This window comes from Streptomyces sp. NPDC005808 (assembly GCF_042871385.1).
In the GTDB taxonomy this organism is placed as follows: Bacteria; Actinomycetota; Actinomycetes; order Streptomycetales; family Streptomycetaceae; genus Streptomyces.
In genome coordinates, this window is sequence record NZ_JBIAIK010000002.1 from 86,153 (window position 1) to 103,061 (window position 16,909).

At 71.4% G+C, this 16,909-nt stretch carries 13 protein-coding genes and 1 pseudogene; 5 read left to right on the top strand and 9 right to left on the bottom strand.

Features of this window, described 5'->3' with window-relative positions:
- Window positions 1-10: 10 nt before the first annotated feature.
- The gene (locus tag ACFYPC_RS03920) at window positions 11-397 is read right to left on the bottom strand and encodes an ArsR/SmtB family transcription factor (protein WP_388670303.1); all 387 of its coding nucleotides are present in this window, start codon (window positions 395-397) and stop codon (window positions 11-13) included.
- A gap of 134 nt (window positions 398-531) precedes the next feature.
- Here ACFYPC_RS03920 and ACFYPC_RS03925 point away from each other — a divergent pair, with 134 nt between their 5' ends.
- Both ACFYPC_RS03925 and ACFYPC_RS03930 read left to right on the top strand, forming a co-directional pair.
- On the top strand, window positions 532-2,511 hold the full coding sequence (locus ACFYPC_RS03925; RefSeq protein WP_388670306.1) for a heavy metal translocating P-type ATPase: 1,980 nt from the start codon (window positions 532-534) through the stop codon (window positions 2,509-2,511).
- Complete coding sequence (locus ACFYPC_RS03930) at window positions 2,508-2,903, top strand: (2Fe-2S) ferredoxin domain-containing protein (RefSeq protein ID WP_388670309.1); 396 nt, start codon at window positions 2,508-2,510, stop codon at window positions 2,901-2,903. The genes ACFYPC_RS03925 and ACFYPC_RS03930 overlap by 4 nt, the downstream gene beginning before the upstream one ends.
- Window positions 2,904-2,918: 15 nt before the next feature.
- Here ACFYPC_RS03930 and ACFYPC_RS03935 read toward each other — a convergent pair whose 3' ends face one another.
- Complete coding sequence (locus tag ACFYPC_RS03935; protein ID WP_388670312.1) at window positions 2,919-4,253, bottom strand: MFS transporter; 1,335 nt, start codon at window positions 4,251-4,253, stop codon at window positions 2,919-2,921.
- 147 nt (window positions 4,254-4,400) lie between these two features.
- Here ACFYPC_RS03935 and ACFYPC_RS03940 point away from each other — a divergent pair, with 147 nt between their 5' ends.
- A complete protein-coding gene (locus ACFYPC_RS03940) occupies window positions 4,401-4,760 on the top strand; it encodes an ArsR/SmtB family transcription factor (RefSeq protein WP_388670315.1) in 360 nt (119 codons plus the stop codon).
- A 366-nt stretch (window positions 4,761-5,126) separates the two neighbouring features.
- Here ACFYPC_RS03940 and ACFYPC_RS03945 read toward each other — a convergent pair whose 3' ends face one another.
- From ACFYPC_RS03945 to ACFYPC_RS03955, 3 genes are all read right to left on the bottom strand, one after another.
- Entirely contained in the window at window positions 5,127-5,849 is a 723-nt protein-coding gene (locus ACFYPC_RS03945) for a DUF1775 domain-containing protein (RefSeq protein ID WP_388670318.1), read from the bottom strand.
- 61 nt (window positions 5,850-5,910) lie between these two features.
- A complete protein-coding gene (locus ACFYPC_RS03950; RefSeq protein WP_388670321.1) occupies window positions 5,911-6,573 on the bottom strand; it encodes a hypothetical protein in 663 nt (220 codons plus the stop codon).
- Between the two features lie 587 nt (window positions 6,574-7,160).
- Window positions 7,161-8,321, bottom strand: a complete 1,161-nt coding sequence (locus ACFYPC_RS03955) for a magnesium and cobalt transport protein CorA (protein WP_388670324.1) — start codon at window positions 8,319-8,321, stop codon at window positions 7,161-7,163.
- Window positions 8,322-8,536: 215 nt separating this feature from the next.
- Here ACFYPC_RS03955 and ACFYPC_RS03960 point away from each other — a divergent pair, with 215 nt between their 5' ends.
- A complete protein-coding gene (locus ACFYPC_RS03960) occupies window positions 8,537-9,643 on the top strand; it encodes a winged helix DNA-binding domain-containing protein (RefSeq protein ID WP_388670326.1) in 1,107 nt (368 codons plus the stop codon).
- A gap of 200 nt (window positions 9,644-9,843) precedes the next feature.
- Here the strand turns inward: ACFYPC_RS03960 and ACFYPC_RS03965 are convergent, their stop codons facing one another.
- The 3 genes and pseudogenes from ACFYPC_RS03965 to ACFYPC_RS03975 form a co-directional block, all read right to left on the bottom strand.
- Complete coding sequence (locus ACFYPC_RS03965; protein WP_388670329.1) at window positions 9,844-10,635, bottom strand: S1 family peptidase; 792 nt, start codon at window positions 10,633-10,635, stop codon at window positions 9,844-9,846.
- A 307-nt stretch (window positions 10,636-10,942) separates the two neighbouring features.
- Window positions 10,943-13,777 carry an AAA family ATPase gene (locus tag ACFYPC_RS03970; RefSeq protein WP_388670331.1) on the bottom strand — a complete coding sequence of 945 codons (2,835 nt, stop codon included), beginning with the start codon at window positions 13,775-13,777 and terminating at the stop codon, window positions 10,943-10,945.
- 152 nt (window positions 13,778-13,929) lie between these two features.
- Window positions 13,930-14,056: pseudogene (locus ACFYPC_RS03975) on the bottom strand (helix-turn-helix transcriptional regulator); the annotation flags it as partial.
- A gap of 123 nt (window positions 14,057-14,179) precedes the next feature.
- Here ACFYPC_RS03975 and ACFYPC_RS03980 point away from each other — a divergent pair.
- The gene (locus ACFYPC_RS03980) at window positions 14,180-15,859 is read left to right on the top strand and encodes an AMP-binding protein (protein ID WP_388670334.1); all 1,680 of its coding nucleotides are present in this window, start codon (window positions 14,180-14,182) and stop codon (window positions 15,857-15,859) included.
- 57 nt (window positions 15,860-15,916) lie between these two features.
- Here ACFYPC_RS03980 and ACFYPC_RS03985 read toward each other — a convergent pair whose 3' ends face one another.
- Window positions 15,917-16,732 (bottom strand): hypothetical protein, encoded by an 816-nt coding sequence (locus ACFYPC_RS03985; RefSeq protein ID WP_388670336.1) that lies wholly within the window; start codon window positions 16,730-16,732, stop codon window positions 15,917-15,919.
- Window positions 16,733-16,909 lie beyond the last annotated feature (177 nt).

Consider the following 16,909-nt stretch of genomic DNA (forward strand, 5'->3'; position numbering starts at 1 on the left):
GTCGGCGGATTCAGTGCGCCTCGGTCACGGCCGCCGTGGCCGAGGCGGCGTCGCGCAGGCCCAGGCGCAGGTGCTCGACGTGGTAGAGGGCCTGTTCCAGGAGTTCGGCCACGTGGTTGTCGTACAAGGCGTAGATGATCGAGCGGCCCCGGCGCTCGCCGGTCACGAGGCCGAGGTTGCGCAGCAGGCGCAGCTGGTGGGAGCAGGCGGACTGCTCCATGCCGACGGCGTCGGCGAGTTCGGTGGCCGCGCAGGGGCCCTCCTGGAGGCGGGCCAGGATTCGCAGCCGGGACGGAGTCGCCAGAGCCTGGAGGGTGGCGGCCACGTCGGCAGCGCCCACGGCCTCCAGGCGCTCGCGCGCGGTGGCGGTGGTCTTGGCGTCAGCTCCGTGGCCCATGGCCCACATCCTACGGAGAGACGTCCATGAACGTATGAATGGGTCTTCATGTGGTCCTGTACGGTGGAGTGAGCGGCGCCGGAGTCCCTGGCTGCCGTTACCTCGTCATGCCGTCGGGAAGGACTGCCGCTCCGATGACCTCCACCCTCGCCCCGCCCGCGGCCGACCGGGCCGCGTCCCCGCGCCGGAGCGATTCCTCCGGGCGCCGCACCCGCCTCCTCGCCCTGCCCGAGGCGCGCTGGGCGGCCATCGCCACCGTCTTCTTCCTGCTCGCGCTGCCCCTCCAACTGACCGGCGCTGCGGCCTGGGCGTGGGGCCCGCTGTACGCGCTGTCGTACGTGACCGGCGGCTGGGAACCCGGCTGGGCCGGTCTGCAGGCGCTCAGGGAGAAGACACTCGACGTCGACCTCCTGATGATCGTCGCCGCGCTGGGGGCCGCCGCGATCGGCCAGGTCATGGACGGCGCCCTGCTGATCGTGATCTTCGCGACCTCGGGCGCCCTGGAGGCGCTGGCCACCGCCCGCACCGCCGACTCGGTGCGCGGCCTGCTCGACCTGGCACCCGCGACCGCCACCCGCGTCGCGGACGACGGCAGCGAGACGACCGTCGCCGTCGAGGACCTGTCCGTCGGCGACACGATCCTCGTACGCCCCGGTGAACGCATCGGCGCCGACGGCCGCGTCCTCGACGGGGCGAGCGACGTCGACCAGGCCACCATCACCGGTGAACCCCTCCCCGTGACCAAGGAGATGGGCGACGAGGTCTTCGCCGGCACCCTCAATGGCACCGGTGCGCTTCGGGTACGGGTCGAGCGGGACGCCTCCGACACGGTGATCGCACGGATCGTGCGCATGGTTGAGGAGGCGTCAGAGACCAAGGCGCCGACCCAGTTGTTCATCGAGAAGGTCGAACAGCGCTACTCGCTGGGCATGGTGGCCGCGACCCTGGCCGTGTTCCTCGTACCGCTCGCCTTCGGCGCGGACCTCACGGGCTCGCTGCTGCGGGCGATGACCTTCATGATCGTGGCCTCGCCCTGCGCGGTGGTGCTGGCGACCATGCCGCCGCTGCTGTCGGCCATCGCCAACGCCGGCCGCCACGGCGTGCTGGTCAAGTCGGCCGTGGTGATGGAACGGCTAGGGCAGGTCGACGCGGTGGCGCTGGACAAGACCGGCACCCTGACCGAGGGCACACCGCGGGTCACCGACATCCGGCCGTTCCCCGGATCCGGACTGGACGAGGGCGAGTTGCTGACCCTCGCGGCGGCGGCGGAGAACCCGAGCGAGCACCCGCTGGCCAGGGCCGTGGCGGCCGCGGCGCGCGAACGCGGGCTCGTCCTCGCCCCGGCGGAGGGCTTCGACTCGACGCCCGGCGTCGGCGTGACGGCCACCGTCGACGGGCACGCGGTCGCCGTCGGTGCCCCGGCCCGGCTGCTGCGCGAGACCACCGACGCCGCCTCCGCCCGCGCGGCGATGCTCGCCGGCGAGTTGGAGGAGGACGGCCGGACCGCCGTGCTGATCACCCTCGACGGTGTTCCGGCCGGTGTGCTCGGCATCGCCGACAGGCTCCGACCGGACGCGCGGGAGACCGTGGCCTCTCTCGCCTCCCTCACCGGGACCGCGCCCCTCCTGTTGACCGGCGACAACCCCCGCGCCGCCGCCCGTCTCGCCGCCGAGGTCGGCATCGAAGACGTACGGGCCGGGCTGTTGCCCGAGCACAAGGTGCACGCGGTTCGGGAACTGGAGGACGGCGGGCGCAGGGTGATGGTCGTCGGTGACGGCGTCAACGACGCCCCGGCGCTGGCCGCCGCCCACACCGGTGTGGCCATGGGCCGGGCGGGCTCCGACCTGGCCCTGGAGACCGCCGACGTGGTGATCGTCCGCGATGAACTCGCCACCGTGCCCGCCGTGATCGCCCTGTCCCGCCGGGCACGGGAGCTCGTCGTGCAGAACCTCGTCATCGCCGGAGTCTTCATCGCCGCCCTGGTCGTCTGGGACCTGGCAGGCCACCTGCCGCTGCCGCTCGGCGTCGCCGGCCACGAGGGTTCCACCGTCATCGTCGGCCTCAACGGCCTGCGGCTGTTGCGCGAGTCGGCCTGGCGGCGGGCTGCCGAGTGAGCCGCCGCAGGACTCCCGCCCAGGCCGCGCCCCGGTGCACGGTCACCGTGTGCCGGGGCTGCTGCTGCGGCACGGCCAAGGTCCCCGGCATCGACCACGCCGCCCAACTCGCACGGTTGAAGGCGGAGTTGGGGGCAGTCGCCCAGGTCCGGGCGGTGAACTGCCTGGACGCGTGCGAGCAGGCCAACGTCATCGTCGTGCAGCCCTCGCCCGAGGGGCGGGCCGCGGGCGGCCGACCGGTCTGGCTGGGGCTGGTCAACGACCCGGACGCGACGGCCGACATCGCCGAGTGGGTACGCTCCGGCGGCCCCGGCCTCGCCGATCCGCCCGAGATCCTGGATCTGTACGAGTTCGGGCCGTCCCGGCGGGTGCGGCGGGTTCTGGAGGGTTGAGCGCGGTCTCCACCGTCACGGGTGCACGTGCAAGGCGTCGGTGAGTTCGCCATGCCTGTGCCGCCAGCCGTTGTGCACCCGCTGGGCGCCCGCGAGGTGCGGATGACCCTCGTGCAGGCCGGTGTGCTCGTGCTCGACCGCCTCCTTCTCCGGCCACAGCCGTACCGCGAGCAGCCCTGCGCCCAGGGCTGTCGCTCCAAGTGCCGCCACCGCCGATTCCAGGCCTGCCGTCGCCCCGAGCCAGCCGGCCAGGGGGTAGGTCAGCAGCCAGCAGCTGTGGGAGAGGGAGAACTGGGCGGCGAAGGCGGAGGAGCGCTCTTGGGGTGGTGCCGAGCGGCGGATCAGGCGGCCGGTCGGGGTGAGCACCATGGAACAGGCGGCGCCGAAGGCGGCCCAGGTGAGCAGCAGGGCGGGCCAGCGCCAGCCGCCGCTGCCGGCAACCGTGACGGCGCTGAGCCCGGCGAAGACAAGGGTGAGCAGCAGGGCGCCGCGGAGCATCACGGTGCGGTCGGAGGCGCGGTCGAGTACGCGGGGAAGCAGCAGGGCCACGAGCATCGAGCCGCCGCCGTAGGCGCCCAGGGCCAGTGGTACGTCGGCGGCGCTGCGGTCCAGCTGGTCGCGGACGTACACCACGGTGTTGACGGTGACCGTCGCGCTCGCAGCCGCCACGGCGAGGTTGAGCGCGAGGAGTGCGCGCAGTCGTGGGGTGGCGAAGAAGAGGCGGGTTCCGGCGGTGGCTTTGGCGTACGCGCTGCCGGTGCGTGGTTCGGATGCCGCGGCAGGCTTGGGCACTACCGCGGAGACCACCAGGGCGGCGGAGGCCAGGAAGCCCGCCACTGTGCCCAGAAACAGCCAATTGTAGGTAACCAGGGAGAGCAGTGCGGCTGCCAGTGCCGGGCTGAACAGGCTCTCCAGGTCGTAGGCGAGGCGGGAGAGCGACAGAGCCTGGGTGTAGTCGCGTTCGGCGGGCAGGACGTCGGGGATGACGGCCTGGAAGGTCGGGGTGAACGCGGCCGACGCCGACTGGAGCAGGAAGATCAGGACGTAGATCTGCCAGATCTGGTCCACGAACGGCAGGGACAGGGCCACGGTCGCCCGGATCAGATCCGCGCCGACCATCAGCGCCCGGCGCGGCAGCCGGTAGGCGATCGCACCGACGGCCGGGGCGATGGCGACGTACGCCACCATCTTGATCGCGAGAGCCGTGCCGAGCACCGAGCCGGCATTGGCACCCGCGATGTCGTAGGCCAGCAGGCCGAGCGCGACCGTGGCCAGGCCGGTGCCGACCAGGGCGATGACCTGGGCGGTGAAGAGGTGGCGGTAGGCGCTGTTGCGCAGTACGGAGAGCATGCGGGGACGTCCTCGGGTCCTCGGCGCGGCGGACGGGAGCGGCGGACTCCACTATACGCATAGGTGCGCAACTGCGCACATGTGTTCATGCGTATCTGTCGGTCACGTGGAGCCTCACCGTCACGTTCCGGCCACTACCCTGTCCTCATGCCTGCTCGCGAGTCCTTGCCATCTGCACCTGATGCGCATCTGCGTGCCCCGGACAGCGCGCGCCTGGCCGAAGCCACCGAAGTGTTCACGATGCTCTCCGACGTGACGCGGCTTCATCTGCTGTGGCTGCTGGCGCAGGGGGAGTCGGACGTCGGCTCGCTGGCCGAGCGGTGCGAGGCGTCACGGACCGCGGTGAGCCAGCACTTGGCCAAGCTGCGTCTCGCCGGCCTGGTGGAGACCCGCCGTGAGGGACGGCACATCCACTACCGCCTGCGCGATGGGCACTTGCGCCGGCTGGTGATGGAAGCGCTCAGCCACGCGGACCACCGGGTCAGCGGCCAGGCTCCGCACGACTGACCGGGGCGGGTTCAGGCGGCCGAGGGGGAGGCGCCGTACGAGTCGGACTCCTCGATCGTGCCGCCGAGCCGGTCACGGGCGGCCTCCATCGCCGAGCGCGGGCTCGCCGACAGTGCCCACCGGTTCCCGACGAGTGCGCGGCCGGATCGGCCACACCGAGCAGGAAGCCGACCGGTTCGCCGTCGGCCTCGGCGATGTACGCCTGTGCGTGAGGGCTTGTCAGGTAGGTGCGCCTGTAGGCCGTCAGGTATCGCGGTCCCAGGAGGGCGAAGAAGCCGTCCGGGAAGTGCGCGCGGTGCTCGAAAGGCGCCCGGCCGACTCTCAGCGGTCTGAAAGCCGGCCGGGCAGCAGGTCATGACGAACAGATCACTCGGACGCGGTGGCACCCCGGCGGCGTACGAAGTAGAAGGCACCGCCGACCACGACGAGGACCGCGGCGACGATCCCGGCCCAGACGCCGGCGGACAGCCCGCTGTCGTCCTTCTCCTCGGCCTGGGCGGCGGGGGAGGCCGAGGGCGTGGTCTCCACGGGGATCGGCGAGGCGGAGGGCGAGGCCGAAGCGGTCTCGCTGGGGGACGGGCTGATCGGTGTCGCGCCCGGTGCCGCCGCCTTCAGCGTCAGGACCGGTGCGGGGTTCTCGCCGTTCTCTTCCAGCTCGATCCAGCGGTCGGTACGACCGTCGCTGTAGGTCTGCAGCGTCTTGAACGCCAGTTCCTTGGCGTCGGGGAGCTGCTTGACGACGATCGAGTACTCGGCGTTCACGCCGGCCTTCACCGCAGGGCCCTCGACGGTGTAACCGTCGTCGCTCGCGGTGAACTTCCAGCCCTCGGGGCCTTCGCCGTAGGTCACGTCGGCAGGCGCGATGCCCTCGGGCAGAACCACGCGGATCTCCGTGATCCCGGCGGTGTCCGACTCCGACTCGGCGTCGAAGGAGACCTCGACGTTCTCGGCGAGGGCCTGCGCCTTCTCCGACTCGACCTCCACATGGGCGGCGGCCGGAACGGCGGTGAGGAGGACCAGGGCGGTGGTCGCGGCCGACGCGAGGGTCAGACGGCGTGTGGTGCGGTGCTTGCTGATGGCACGGAACATGGGTGTCTCCAGGCAGGGGGAATACAGGGCGGCGTTCCTCGGAGCGCCCGCCCGGGCGTGGTCAGTTGGCGAGAGTGAGCCCCGCCTGGGGAGGACCTCTCCGTACCACCACGTCCGCGAGCACCGCCCCCTCGGGAGGTGGCCGTTCCAGCCATGTGAGGGCGCACGGCGGCGGCTCCGCATCCGCCAGGGGCGGGCGGTCCGCGAGCAGTGCCCGGACCGTGGCGATCCGGGCCCGCGCGGCCTCGACCGCCGTCGTCAGACCGCGCGCCAGCGACCAGCACACGGTGTCCGCGCGGTGCAGCAGTACGGCGACGAGCACGGCCGCGACAACGTGTACGGCCGTCATGGCCAGCGAGTCGTGCAGGCGCTCGTGCCATGCCTGATGGTCGTCGAAGGCGTGGTGCATGTGGCCGGGCATGGCCATGGGCACCGTGGTCTCCTCCACGTGCGCCGTCATCAGCCACAGATGCAGCCCCGCCTGCGCCGCCCCGCACGTCACCACGACCGCGGTCAGGGAGCGGGGGCGCCGCGTGCCGACGAGACCGACGCCGAAGAGCACAAGAACTGCCAGCGCGCCCGGCCGCCACGGCGCAGGCCCCTCGGCGATCAGATGGTGCGCGCTCACCCCGAGCACCGTCCCGACGACCGCGAACACGGCCGCCCGCAGAACGGGAAGCGGCGCGCGGCGCGACGGCGTACGGAGTGTGCTGAGCGTGGTCATGGCCCGCCCATCATCGGGCATCGGTCGCCTCGGCCGGAGGCAGGATCCCCAAAGAGGCGACACGTCCGGAAAGCAGACATTCGCTCGCGGCGATGCGGCGCACACCGGGACCTCAACTGCCGCTCGCTTGTTCGTGCCGACGGAACCACCCGTCACGGGCTACGCCCTACCCGCCTCCACTTGAGACGCCGGAATGCCGCATTCGCACCAGGGTGCGCTCATGATGCGCCCACGCGTACCCCGTCCTGCGCGCCGACGCCGGCCGCGGTGACGGGTCTGGCCCTGGTCCACCCCTTCCGCAACGGCCACGTGCCACAACCCACGAAACGGATGGGCACAGCAACCTGCTGTGCCCATCCGTTTCGGTGTTCCTCTCCGGGAGCCCGCCACTCTCGGTGCTGACGAGCGCTCCCGGATTGCGCCACAGCAGCGGAGCCCTTGAAGGCCCACGCCGCGATCGCAGCAGGTCGCCTGGATCGAAGGGCGGCTCATTCTCCCCGGATTCTCCCCAGCTTGCCTCGAACACGTCGCCGGCACTCGCGATCCGGGCTGTACTCCGTCACGCCAGTGCCGCGCGCGACGATTACTCAGAGCCAGTCCCGCCGCTTGAAGATCACGTACAGACTGGTGCAGACGACCGCCATCAGGATGAGGGCGAAGGGATACCCAAGCACCCAGTGCAACTCGGGCATGTGCGTGAAGTTCATGCCGTAGATCGTCCCGACCAGCGTCGGGGCGAAGAGGATAGCGGCCCAGGACGAGATCTTCTTGATCTCCTCGTTCTGTTCGAAGCCTGCCTCCGCCAACGCGCGCATTTCGGCGTTCTGTTGCTGGGTGACGAGGGTCGCGTTGACGGTGAGGATTTCGGTGAGGGCCTGGCGGAAGCCGTCGACCTGTTCGCTGGTGTGGGTGACGTGGTCGGCGACGTCGCGGAGGTAGCGCTGGAGTTCCTCGTCGGTGCGGTACTTGGAGAAGCCGGCCATCAGGGCATGCAGCATGCCGACCAGGGGGCGGGTGGCGCGCTGGAACTCCACCATTTCCCGGGAGAGTTCGTAGATACGGCGGGACACCTCGGGATCGCCGCGGAAGACCTCGGTCTCGATCTCGTCGATGTCGTTCTGGACGCCGAACACGACCGGGACGTAGCCGTCGACCACGGAGTCGAGGATCGCGTAGAGGACGGCCTCCGGGCCGAGCTTCAGCAGCTCCGGGGTGTCCTCCATGCGGCGGCGCACCGCCGAGAGGTCCGGTGCCGCGCCGTGCCGGACCGTGATCACGAAGTCGGGGCCCACGAACACGTGCAGTTCACCGAAATCGACCTCCTCCAGCGCGTCCAGATAGCGCGCCGCGCTCAGCACGACGAACAGCGTCTCGCCGTAGCGCTCCAGCTTCGGGCGTTGGTGCGCCTCCATCGCGTCCTCGACGGCGAGCGGGTGCAGGTCGAACTCCGCGGCCAGGGAATGGAGTTCGGATTCAGTCGGGCGGGCAAGACCGATCCATGCCATGCCGTCCGGCTGCTTGCGCAGCTCGCGGAAGGTGTCGGCCAGGGTCTCCGGGGTCGAGACGCGCACGCCGTCACGGTAGAGCGCCGCCTGTACGACGCTGTCGGCGTCGGCGGGTTCCGGCGCCGCCGGGTCGGGGCGAGGGGCCGGCGGCGGGGCGGGCGGCGCGGCCGGTGGGGTAAGGGCGCGCCGCCAGACGGACTTCCTGGCGCCCTTCGAGGCCGGGCGGGCGCGTCGCTCGGACATCGCGGCTGCCTCCCCTGTCGTCTGTCATCTGTCGTCAAGTGAAGCGTGAGGTGTGATGCGTGAAGCGGTGAATGCGGTCGAACGTACGTCTCTCTGATCACCGAGCAGGATATACGGGTCAAATGTGCGTGGCGCGGGCGTGTGCCGCCCCGAGGTACGGATTCCCCAGGAAATGAGGACAGAACCTGTCCGCAAGTCCCGCTAACGTGCGGAGCATGACGAAGAAGACCTCCGCGGCCCCCGTGCTCGGCTCCCGCGCCCTCAACCGCGCGACCCTCGCCCGGCAGCTTCTCCTGCGCCGGTCCGCCCTCGGTGCCAAGGATGCCGTCGAGCACCTTCTCGGCCTCCAGGCGCAGAACGTCAAACCGCCTTACTACGCGCTCGCCGCCCGGCTGGACGGCTTCGCCCCCGAGGCCCTGTCGCGGCTCATGGCCGACCGCGAGGTCGTCCGCCTCGTCACCATGCGCTCCACCATCCACACCCACACCGCCGACGACGCACTCACGCTGCGCCCGCTCGTGCAGGCCGCGCGCGACCGGGAACTCCACCAGTTCCGGCAGGGGCTCCAAGGCGTCGACCTGGACCGGCTCGCCTCGATCAGCCGGGAGCTGGTGGAGGCCGAGCCGCGGACCATGAAGCAGTTGCGTGAGGCGCTGCTCGTCGAGTGGCCGGACGCCGACCCGTTCGCGCTCTCCGTTGCCGCCCGCTGCCGGCTGCCGCTCGTCCAGGTCACCCCGCGTGGCCTGTGGGGCCGCAGCGGCCAGGTCACGCTCACCACCGTCGAGCACTGGCTCGACCGCCCGTCCGAGCCGCCGCCCGCCCCTGACGCAACCGTCCTGCGCTACCTCGCCGCCTTCGGGCCCGCCTCCGTCAAGGACATGCAGACCTGGGCGGGCCTGACCCGGCTGCGCGAGGCCTTCGAAAGGCTTCGCCCCGAACTCATCACCTTCCGCGACGAGAACGGCGTCGAGCTCTTCGACCTCCCCGACGCGCCCCGCCCGGACGCCGACACTCCGGCGCCACCGCGTTTCCTTCCCGAGTTCGACAACGTGTTTCTCTCGCATGCCGACCGCTCCCGGCTGGGATCCGACGACCTCAAGGGCCGGACGTGGAAGGGCAACCAGGCGTACTGCGTGCTGCTCGTCGACGGATTCCTGGCGGGCGTATGGCGGCAGGAGGGGGAGATCCTCACGATCGAGCTCTTCGGCACGCTCACGAAGTCACAGCGGGAGGAGGTCGTGGAGGAGGCCGAGCGGCTGATGAAGGTGATGGGCGGCTCGTCGCCCTCCTCGGACATCCGCTTCGGGACGGTCGTCAGGTAGGTCTCAGTCGCGCCGCCGCGGGTTTCCAACAGGCGTATGCCCGTCGGCGGTTCCGGCTTTGGGGGAAGCGGGACGCCGACGGGCAGGTAGTGGACAGGGGGCGCTGCGGGCCGCTCGTGGAGGCCCGCAACGCCCCCCGGCTTTCACCTGAGGGGTGCTCAGGAGTTCATCGGTGACTGCGAGTTGAAGAACGGTTCGAACTAGGAGTTCACCTGTGTGGTCACCAGGCTGGAGAAGGTCGTCAGGCGGGTGTAGACGCCCGGGTAGCCGGCCTCGGCGCAGCCTTCGCCCCAGGAGGTGATGCCTGCAAGCACGCCGCCGATGAGCAGCGGGCCGCCGCTGTCGCCCTGGCAGGTGTCGACGCCGCCGGAGGTGTATCCGGCGCAGACCATGTCGCTGGAGATGAAGTCGGAGCCGTACGAACTCGCGCAGCTGGTGTTGGAGACGATCGGGACGGTCGCGGTCCGCAGCTGGTTGGAGGAGCTGCCGCTCGCGGAGGTGGTGCCCCAGCCGAGGACGCGGGCGGTGGCGCCGGTCGCGTACACACTGGTCTGCGAGGAGGTCACGTACGACACCGGGGTGTACGACATCGCCGTCGACAGAGTCAGTACGGCCACGTCGTCGCCGTTGGTGGCGTCCGTGTAGCTGGGGTTGATCCAGATCTTGCTGACCCTGCTGACCGTGCCGTTCGTACCGTTGAGGTAGGTACGGCCGCCGATGACGCGGACGCTGCTGGTGGTCTCGCCCACCATGCAGTGTGCGGCGGTGACGACCTTCGTGGCCGAGACGAGCGTGCCGCCGCAGAACTGGTTCTGCGAGGCGTCCGTGATCTGCATGACGAACGGGTACGCGGTCGTGGTGGTCGTCGTGCCGCCGACGATGGGCTGGGGGGCGGCGACGGCACCGGGTGCGCCGAGCAGTGCCGTCGCGGCGGCGGCAGCTGTCGCCACGCAGAGCGCGGCGGTCTTCTTGGCGCGGTTGAGCCCGAACATGGTTCTCCTCGGAAGTTGCCGGTGGGGGACGCGCGGGTGTGGGGGGTGCTGCACGACGCCGGCGGGCCGGCGGCGTGTGCCCGGGCGAGCGGCACTGGGATCAGGCTAGAAGCGGAGCCCCCCATCTCCAATGGGGGAAGCCCCTAAGGGAGTTGGAGGAGGGATAACCCTTGCTGTGCGGCAGCTGGGTTTAGCTTGTGTTTCCGTCCGGTTGGTCCCGTATCTCGTATCTCGTATCCCGGATTGCGGATTGCGGATTGCGTATGACTGGGGAGCAGGTGCCCGCTCTCCCGGATACGACGGAACGTCAGCCCGGTCGGTGCCCGACCGCCAGCCGGACTATGTCCACCCGCGAGCGGATCCCCAACTTCCGGTACACCCGCGTCAGTGTGGCCTCCACCGTCTTCACGCTGATGAACAGACGCGCGGCGATCTCACGGTTGGTGGCGCCCTCCATGACGAGCGCGGCGACCTGCCGTTCGGTCGCGGCGAGGCTGTCCAGAGCGGCGGTTGCGAGACTCTCGGCGTCCGCGGACGCGAGGGGCGAGGCTGCCGAAAGGTCCGCGGAGGCCGTCTCGACCTGGCGCAGCCACGGCAGGGCGCGGCAGCGGCGGAAAAGCCTGGTCGCCTCGTCGTACGAGGTGGGTCCGGGCCGCAGGGTGCGCAGCCCGGCGAGGGCGTACGCGGCGCGCGCCTCCTCGAGGCCGTAGCCCAGCTTGCCGAGCCGGTCCCGGGCCGCGGTCAACTGCCGGGTGGCGAGGTCCTGTTCGCCGCGTGCGGCGCGTACGAGTGCCTCGGCGCGATCGAGTACGGCGAGTACGCTCTCCCGGCCGAGCCGCAGCGCCTGCTTCCGCGTGGCGTCGATGACGTCCTGTGCCTCGTCCGGTTCGCCGATCCGTACCAGTGCCTCGGCTAGGTCCCCGTGCCAGCGGCCCCGGGCGGGATCGACGACCCCGAGGCGCTCCTCCAACTCCCGTACGCGCCGCAGTGACCGGACCGTCGCCGACGCGTCCCCCGCCACCAGCTGGGCGTGGCCGAGGGCGCCGAGGGCGCGCGAGAGGTAGATCAGGTCGCCGTCCTCCTCCGCCCGGTCCACCGCTTCCTGGGCGAGCGTGAGTGCCCGGTCCACGTCACCGCCCGCGGCCTCGGCGAGCGAGGTGAACATGGCGGTGGCCGCCTCGCCGATCCCGGTGTCGCGGGCCAGGCGCAGGCTCTCACGGGCGAGGTCCAGGGCCCGGCCGCAGTGACCGGAGCGCAACTCGGTCTCGGCGAGGCCACGCAGGAAGTGGACCTCGCTCTCGACCATCCCGCGCCGCCGCACCTCGCGCAGCAGCGCGGTGATGGTCGTACGGGCCTCGGCGAGCTGGTCGCCCATGATCAGCCAGCGGAAGCGGGCGGCACCGGCGCCGTTGTGGTCGCACGCCACCCGGGGGTCCTGTGGCTCGCGCATCGCGCGCTGGATGGTCGCCGGGGCGCCGGGGTGCCCCATCAGGGTCTCCATCTGCGCCTGGAAGCCGAGCGCGAGGAGTTCGGTGGGCCGGTCCCCGCCCAGAGCCGCGAGCTCGGCGGCGCAGGCGGCCTCCTCGCGGGCCTTGGTCATCTCGCCTTCGACGAGCAGGGCCCGCCAGGCCAGTTGGTAGCGGACGAGGGCGAGCAGCCGCGGGTCCTCGCCCGCGTCCGCGAGCGCCTGTGGGAACACGGCGTCGACCTCGGCCATCGCCTGCCCCGCCGCGTCGATGACGACCATCCAGGCCCGTACCCGGTCGGCGGGATCGGTGGCGCGGGCAAGCACCTGGCGGGCGATGTCCCGCGCGAGGTCCGTCTCGCCGGCTGTGAGCGCGTCCTCGGCCGCCTGCAGCCTGCGTTCGTCCGGACCCGGGACGGTGTCCGGCGGGGTGTGACGGGCCGCCAGCAGTCCGAGCCCCGCCGCGACCGAGGGTGCGCCCCGGTCCCGGGCCGCCGCCGCTGCCTCGCCGAGCCGTGCGGCGACGCCCGGGTCCGTACCCGTGGCGGCCAGCGCGAGATGGCGGGCCCGCTCGATGGGGTCGGAGGCCGCCTCGGACAGCGCGGCATGGGCGGCGCGCCGCTCCTGCGCGCTCGCCTGCGCGTACAGGGCGGCGGACACGAGGGGGTGCGCGAACCGGATGACGGGAGCCTCGCGATCCGTCGCCAGCAGGCCGAGCGAGGCCGCCGAGGCCGTCTCCGCCTCGGCGTTCTCGCGCCCGGCGGCGTGCAGCAGCGCCAGCGTGGGCCGCGCCCCGGCACTCGCCACCAGCAGGGTCCGGCGGGCCTCGGCGGACAGCATCTCCAGCCGGCTGAGTACGAGCGCGCTCAGCGAGGTCGGCACCGGCAGGGGTTCGCCGGGGCTCGGCGGGGTCGGGCTCTCGGCGAGGGCGCGGCCCAGCTCCAGCGCGAAGAGCGGGTTTCCGCCGCTGGTGCGGTGGATGTCCCGCACAATCGAGCGGGGCAGGCCGGTGTAGCCGCGCCGGCCGAGGAGTTCGGCAACATGCGTACGGGAGAGCGGGTTGAGGCGCACGGCCAAAGTGTCCGGCGGGGACGCGCGTAGATATCGGTCGTGCTGTTGCCCCTGCGGTTCCGTTTCGGTGCGTACGGCGCACAGCATCCGTACGGGCATGCCACCGAGCCGACGGGCGGCGAAGCCGAGCAGCTCGGCGCTGGCCGGGTCCAGCCACTGCAGGTCGTCGGCGACGACCAGTACGGGGCCCTGGGCGGCCAGGGCGCGGAACGCCGACAGGACCGCGAGACGCAGCGCCAGTCCGTCGCGCTGCAGGGTGGATTCACCGCGTCCGGTGAGCGCCGACTCGAGTGCGGTGCGCTGCGGGCCGGGCAGTTGCGCGGAGACCTCGTCGACGACCAGGCCGAGGAGGTCGGCCAGGGCGAGGAAGGGGAGATGGGATTCGGACTCGGTGGCCGAGCAGCGCAACACAATGTGTGCAGATTCGGTGTATTCCGTGGCCAATGCCCGCAGGACGGTCGACTTTCCAATTCCCGCGGGGCCGTGCACCAGCACACTGCCGCCGCCGGAGAGCTGTTCACGCGCCCCGGCGAAGAGCTCCTCCCGGCCGATGACCAGGTCAGGGCGGGGTCTTGCAGGCTCCTTGAAGTCCCCTTGCACGGTCACCGCTCCCCTCGTGTGTCGTGTCCTGACCAATATTAGGCAATGTGTCTTTGAATTACGGACGGTCGGGACGGTGAGGGTAATAACAGCAGACGGTATAAGGGGTTTCAGAGTGTCGCCGAGTGAATGAGAAAACGCCAGGATTTCGTCGGCGGTTACGGCAGAGGCCCGGTCCGCCGCGCGGCGACCACTGCCTCCCACCTGGTGTGGGTGCCCAGTCTGCGCATCGCCGACCGTAGACATCCCTCACGGTCTCCGGCCCAGTCCCAGTCGCTCCGCCGCCCATCGGCTGCCGCTGCCGTCACCTGATCGCCCCTTCGTCGCGGCGCACCCCCTCCGGGGGTGGTGAGACCTGGCCCACGGCATACACGATGGTAGGCGGCGGTCCGGTGACGAGGAGGACACATGACGGCGACGACGAACGCGACGGAGCAGTTCCGCACCGCGCGGGACTTTCTGCTGGCCCACCGCGAGGACTACGCCACGGCCTACGAGGGCTTCGACTGGCCCCGCCCGGAGCACTTCAACTGGGCGCTCGACTGGTTCGACGTCATCGCCCGGGACAACGACCGCACGGCGCTGCACCTCGTCGAGGAGGACGGCTCGCGGACCGAGATCTCCTTCGCCGCGATGTCCGAGCGCTCGAACCGGACGGCCAACTGGCTGAGCGCGCAGGGGGTTCGCGCCGAGGACCGCATCCTCGTCATGCTCGGCAACCAGGCCGAACTGTGGGAGACGGCCCTCGCCGCGATGAAGTTGCGCGCCGTCGTCATCCCGGCGACCACCCTGCTCGGTCCCGCCGACCTGCGCGACCGGGTCGAACGCGGCCGCGTCCGGCACGTGATCGCCCGCGCGGAGGACACCGGGAAGTTCGACGAGGTGCCGGGCGACTACACCAGGATCGCGGTCGGCGGCTCACGGCCCGGATGGCGCTCGTACGAGGAGGCGTACGCCGCCGACGCGGTCTTCGAGGCCGATGACGTCACGCACGCGGACGACCCGCTGATGCTCTACTTCACCTCCGGTACGACGGCCCGCCCCAAGCTCGTCGAGCACACCCACGTCTCCTACCCGGTCGGCCATCTGGCGACCATGTACTGGATCGGGATCGAGCCCGGTGACGTGCATCTGAACATCTCCTCGCCCGGCTGGGCCAAGCACGCCTGGTCCAACCTCTTCGCGCCCTGGAGCGCGGAGGCGACCGTCTTCATCCACAACTACACGCGCTTCGACGCGGGCCGGCTGATGGCGGAGATGGACCGGGCGGGTGTGACGACCTTCTGCGCGCCGCCCACCGTGTGGCGCATGCTCATCCAGGCCGACCTGACCCAGCTGCGTACGCCGCCGCGCGAGGCGGTCGCCGCGGGGGAGCCGCTGAATCCCGAGGTCATCGAGCAGGTGCGGCGGGCCTGGGGGGTCACGATCCGGGATGGTTTCGGGCAGACGGAGACCGCGGTCCAGGTCTCCAACAGCCCCGGGCAGCCGCTGAAGCCGGGCTCGATGGGGCGGCCCAGCCCCGGCTACCGCGTCGAGCTGCTCGACCCGGTGTCCGGCGCGCCGGGCGCGGACGAGGGCGAGATCTCGCTCGATCTGTCGCTGAAGCCGGTGGGCCTGATGACCGGCTACCACGGCGAACCGGACCGCACCGCCGAGGCCATGGGAGGCGGCTACTACCGGACGGGTGACATCGGTTCGCGCGACGCCGACGGTTACATCACCTACGTGGGCCGCTCCGACGACGTGTTCAAGGCCTCCGACTACAAGATCTCGCCCTTCGAGCTGGAGAGCGCGCTCCTGGAGCACGAGGCGGTGGCCGAGGCGGCCGTGGTGCCCGCGCCGGACGAGCTGCGCCTCGCGGTTCCCAAGGCGTACGTCGTTCTCGCAGCGGGCTGGGAGCCGGGCCCCGACACCGCCAAGGTCCTCTTCGAGCACTCCCGCACGGTCCTCGCGCCCTACAAGCGGATCCGCCGCCTGGAGTTCGGCGCACTCCCCAAGACCGTGTCCGGCAAGATCCGCCGCATCGAGCTGCGCGAGGCCACGGCCGCGGGCTCGGACGCCGAGTACCGCGAGGAGGACTTCCGGTGAGTGAGCCGTCGTACACGCACGGGCTGTGGGAGTCGTACGCCGGAGTGAAGGCGGTGCTCAGGCGCCGGTCGCGATGAGCTTGTCGGCCGGGCTGTTCACCGGCTGGGGCGTGCCCGTGAGGTCGAGGACGAAGAGGGGGACGCCGAGGGTGTCGGCGCGGGCGCGGGCGTCGTCCGCGAACCCCGAGAGGGAGAAGTACACGCATCCCGCGGACTCCGTCATCGCCGTCAGCCACAGGCACTCCACGTCGCGCAGCGAGGCGGGCCGGACCGTCGGGTCCACCTGGGCCAGGATTCCGCGGGCGGCGAGGCCGATCCCCCTCGGGGGCCGCTGGTCCGCCCGCCTGATGTCCTGGTAGCCGAGCCAGCGCAGGTACAGCGCGGCGGCCGTGACGGCGTCCCGGGCGGTCCGGATGGTGACCGGCTGGAACGCGGGGCGGGGCGCGGGCGAGGTGTCGCCGGCGGTGTCCGGTCGGCTGTCGGTGTCGTGCGGAGGGTCGTCGGCCGGGTGTGCGCGAGTGCCCTGGGGCGTTCCTTCGCGGGTGCCCTCGTCCGTCTCATGGCTCGCCTCGGCGACGGAGCCGAGTGTGCGCTGGGCGCGCTGCGGGCGGCGTACCCCGCGCACCGGAATCCGCAGCTCCGTCCCGCACGAGCACCCCAGTTCGGGCGCGGGCCACTGGTCCTCGCGGCCGCAGGCCTCGCAGCGGACCGTGACCCATTCCTCGTCCCAGGAGCGGTGGGTGACGGCCGAGGGTTCCGCGAGGCCGTCGAGCGGGGGCGTGACGGGGGCGCCGCACACGCAGGGATAGGACAGCGCCGCGTACAGATGCTCGCGGCGGCAGGCCGGGCATCGCACCGGCACGCTCTCGGCCATGGCCCACTCCTGGACGTCGTCACGTCGTCACGTCGGGACAGCGTGTCCATAGTCCTCCAGTGAGGGTGCCCGCGGCAGGGAAACGGTCCGACAGCCTCCGGCGGGACTCTTGACGCCTCTCGGCACCCCGCCCTACATTGCTTCCAGATAGTAGAAGTTAGTTTCCGCAATACGGAA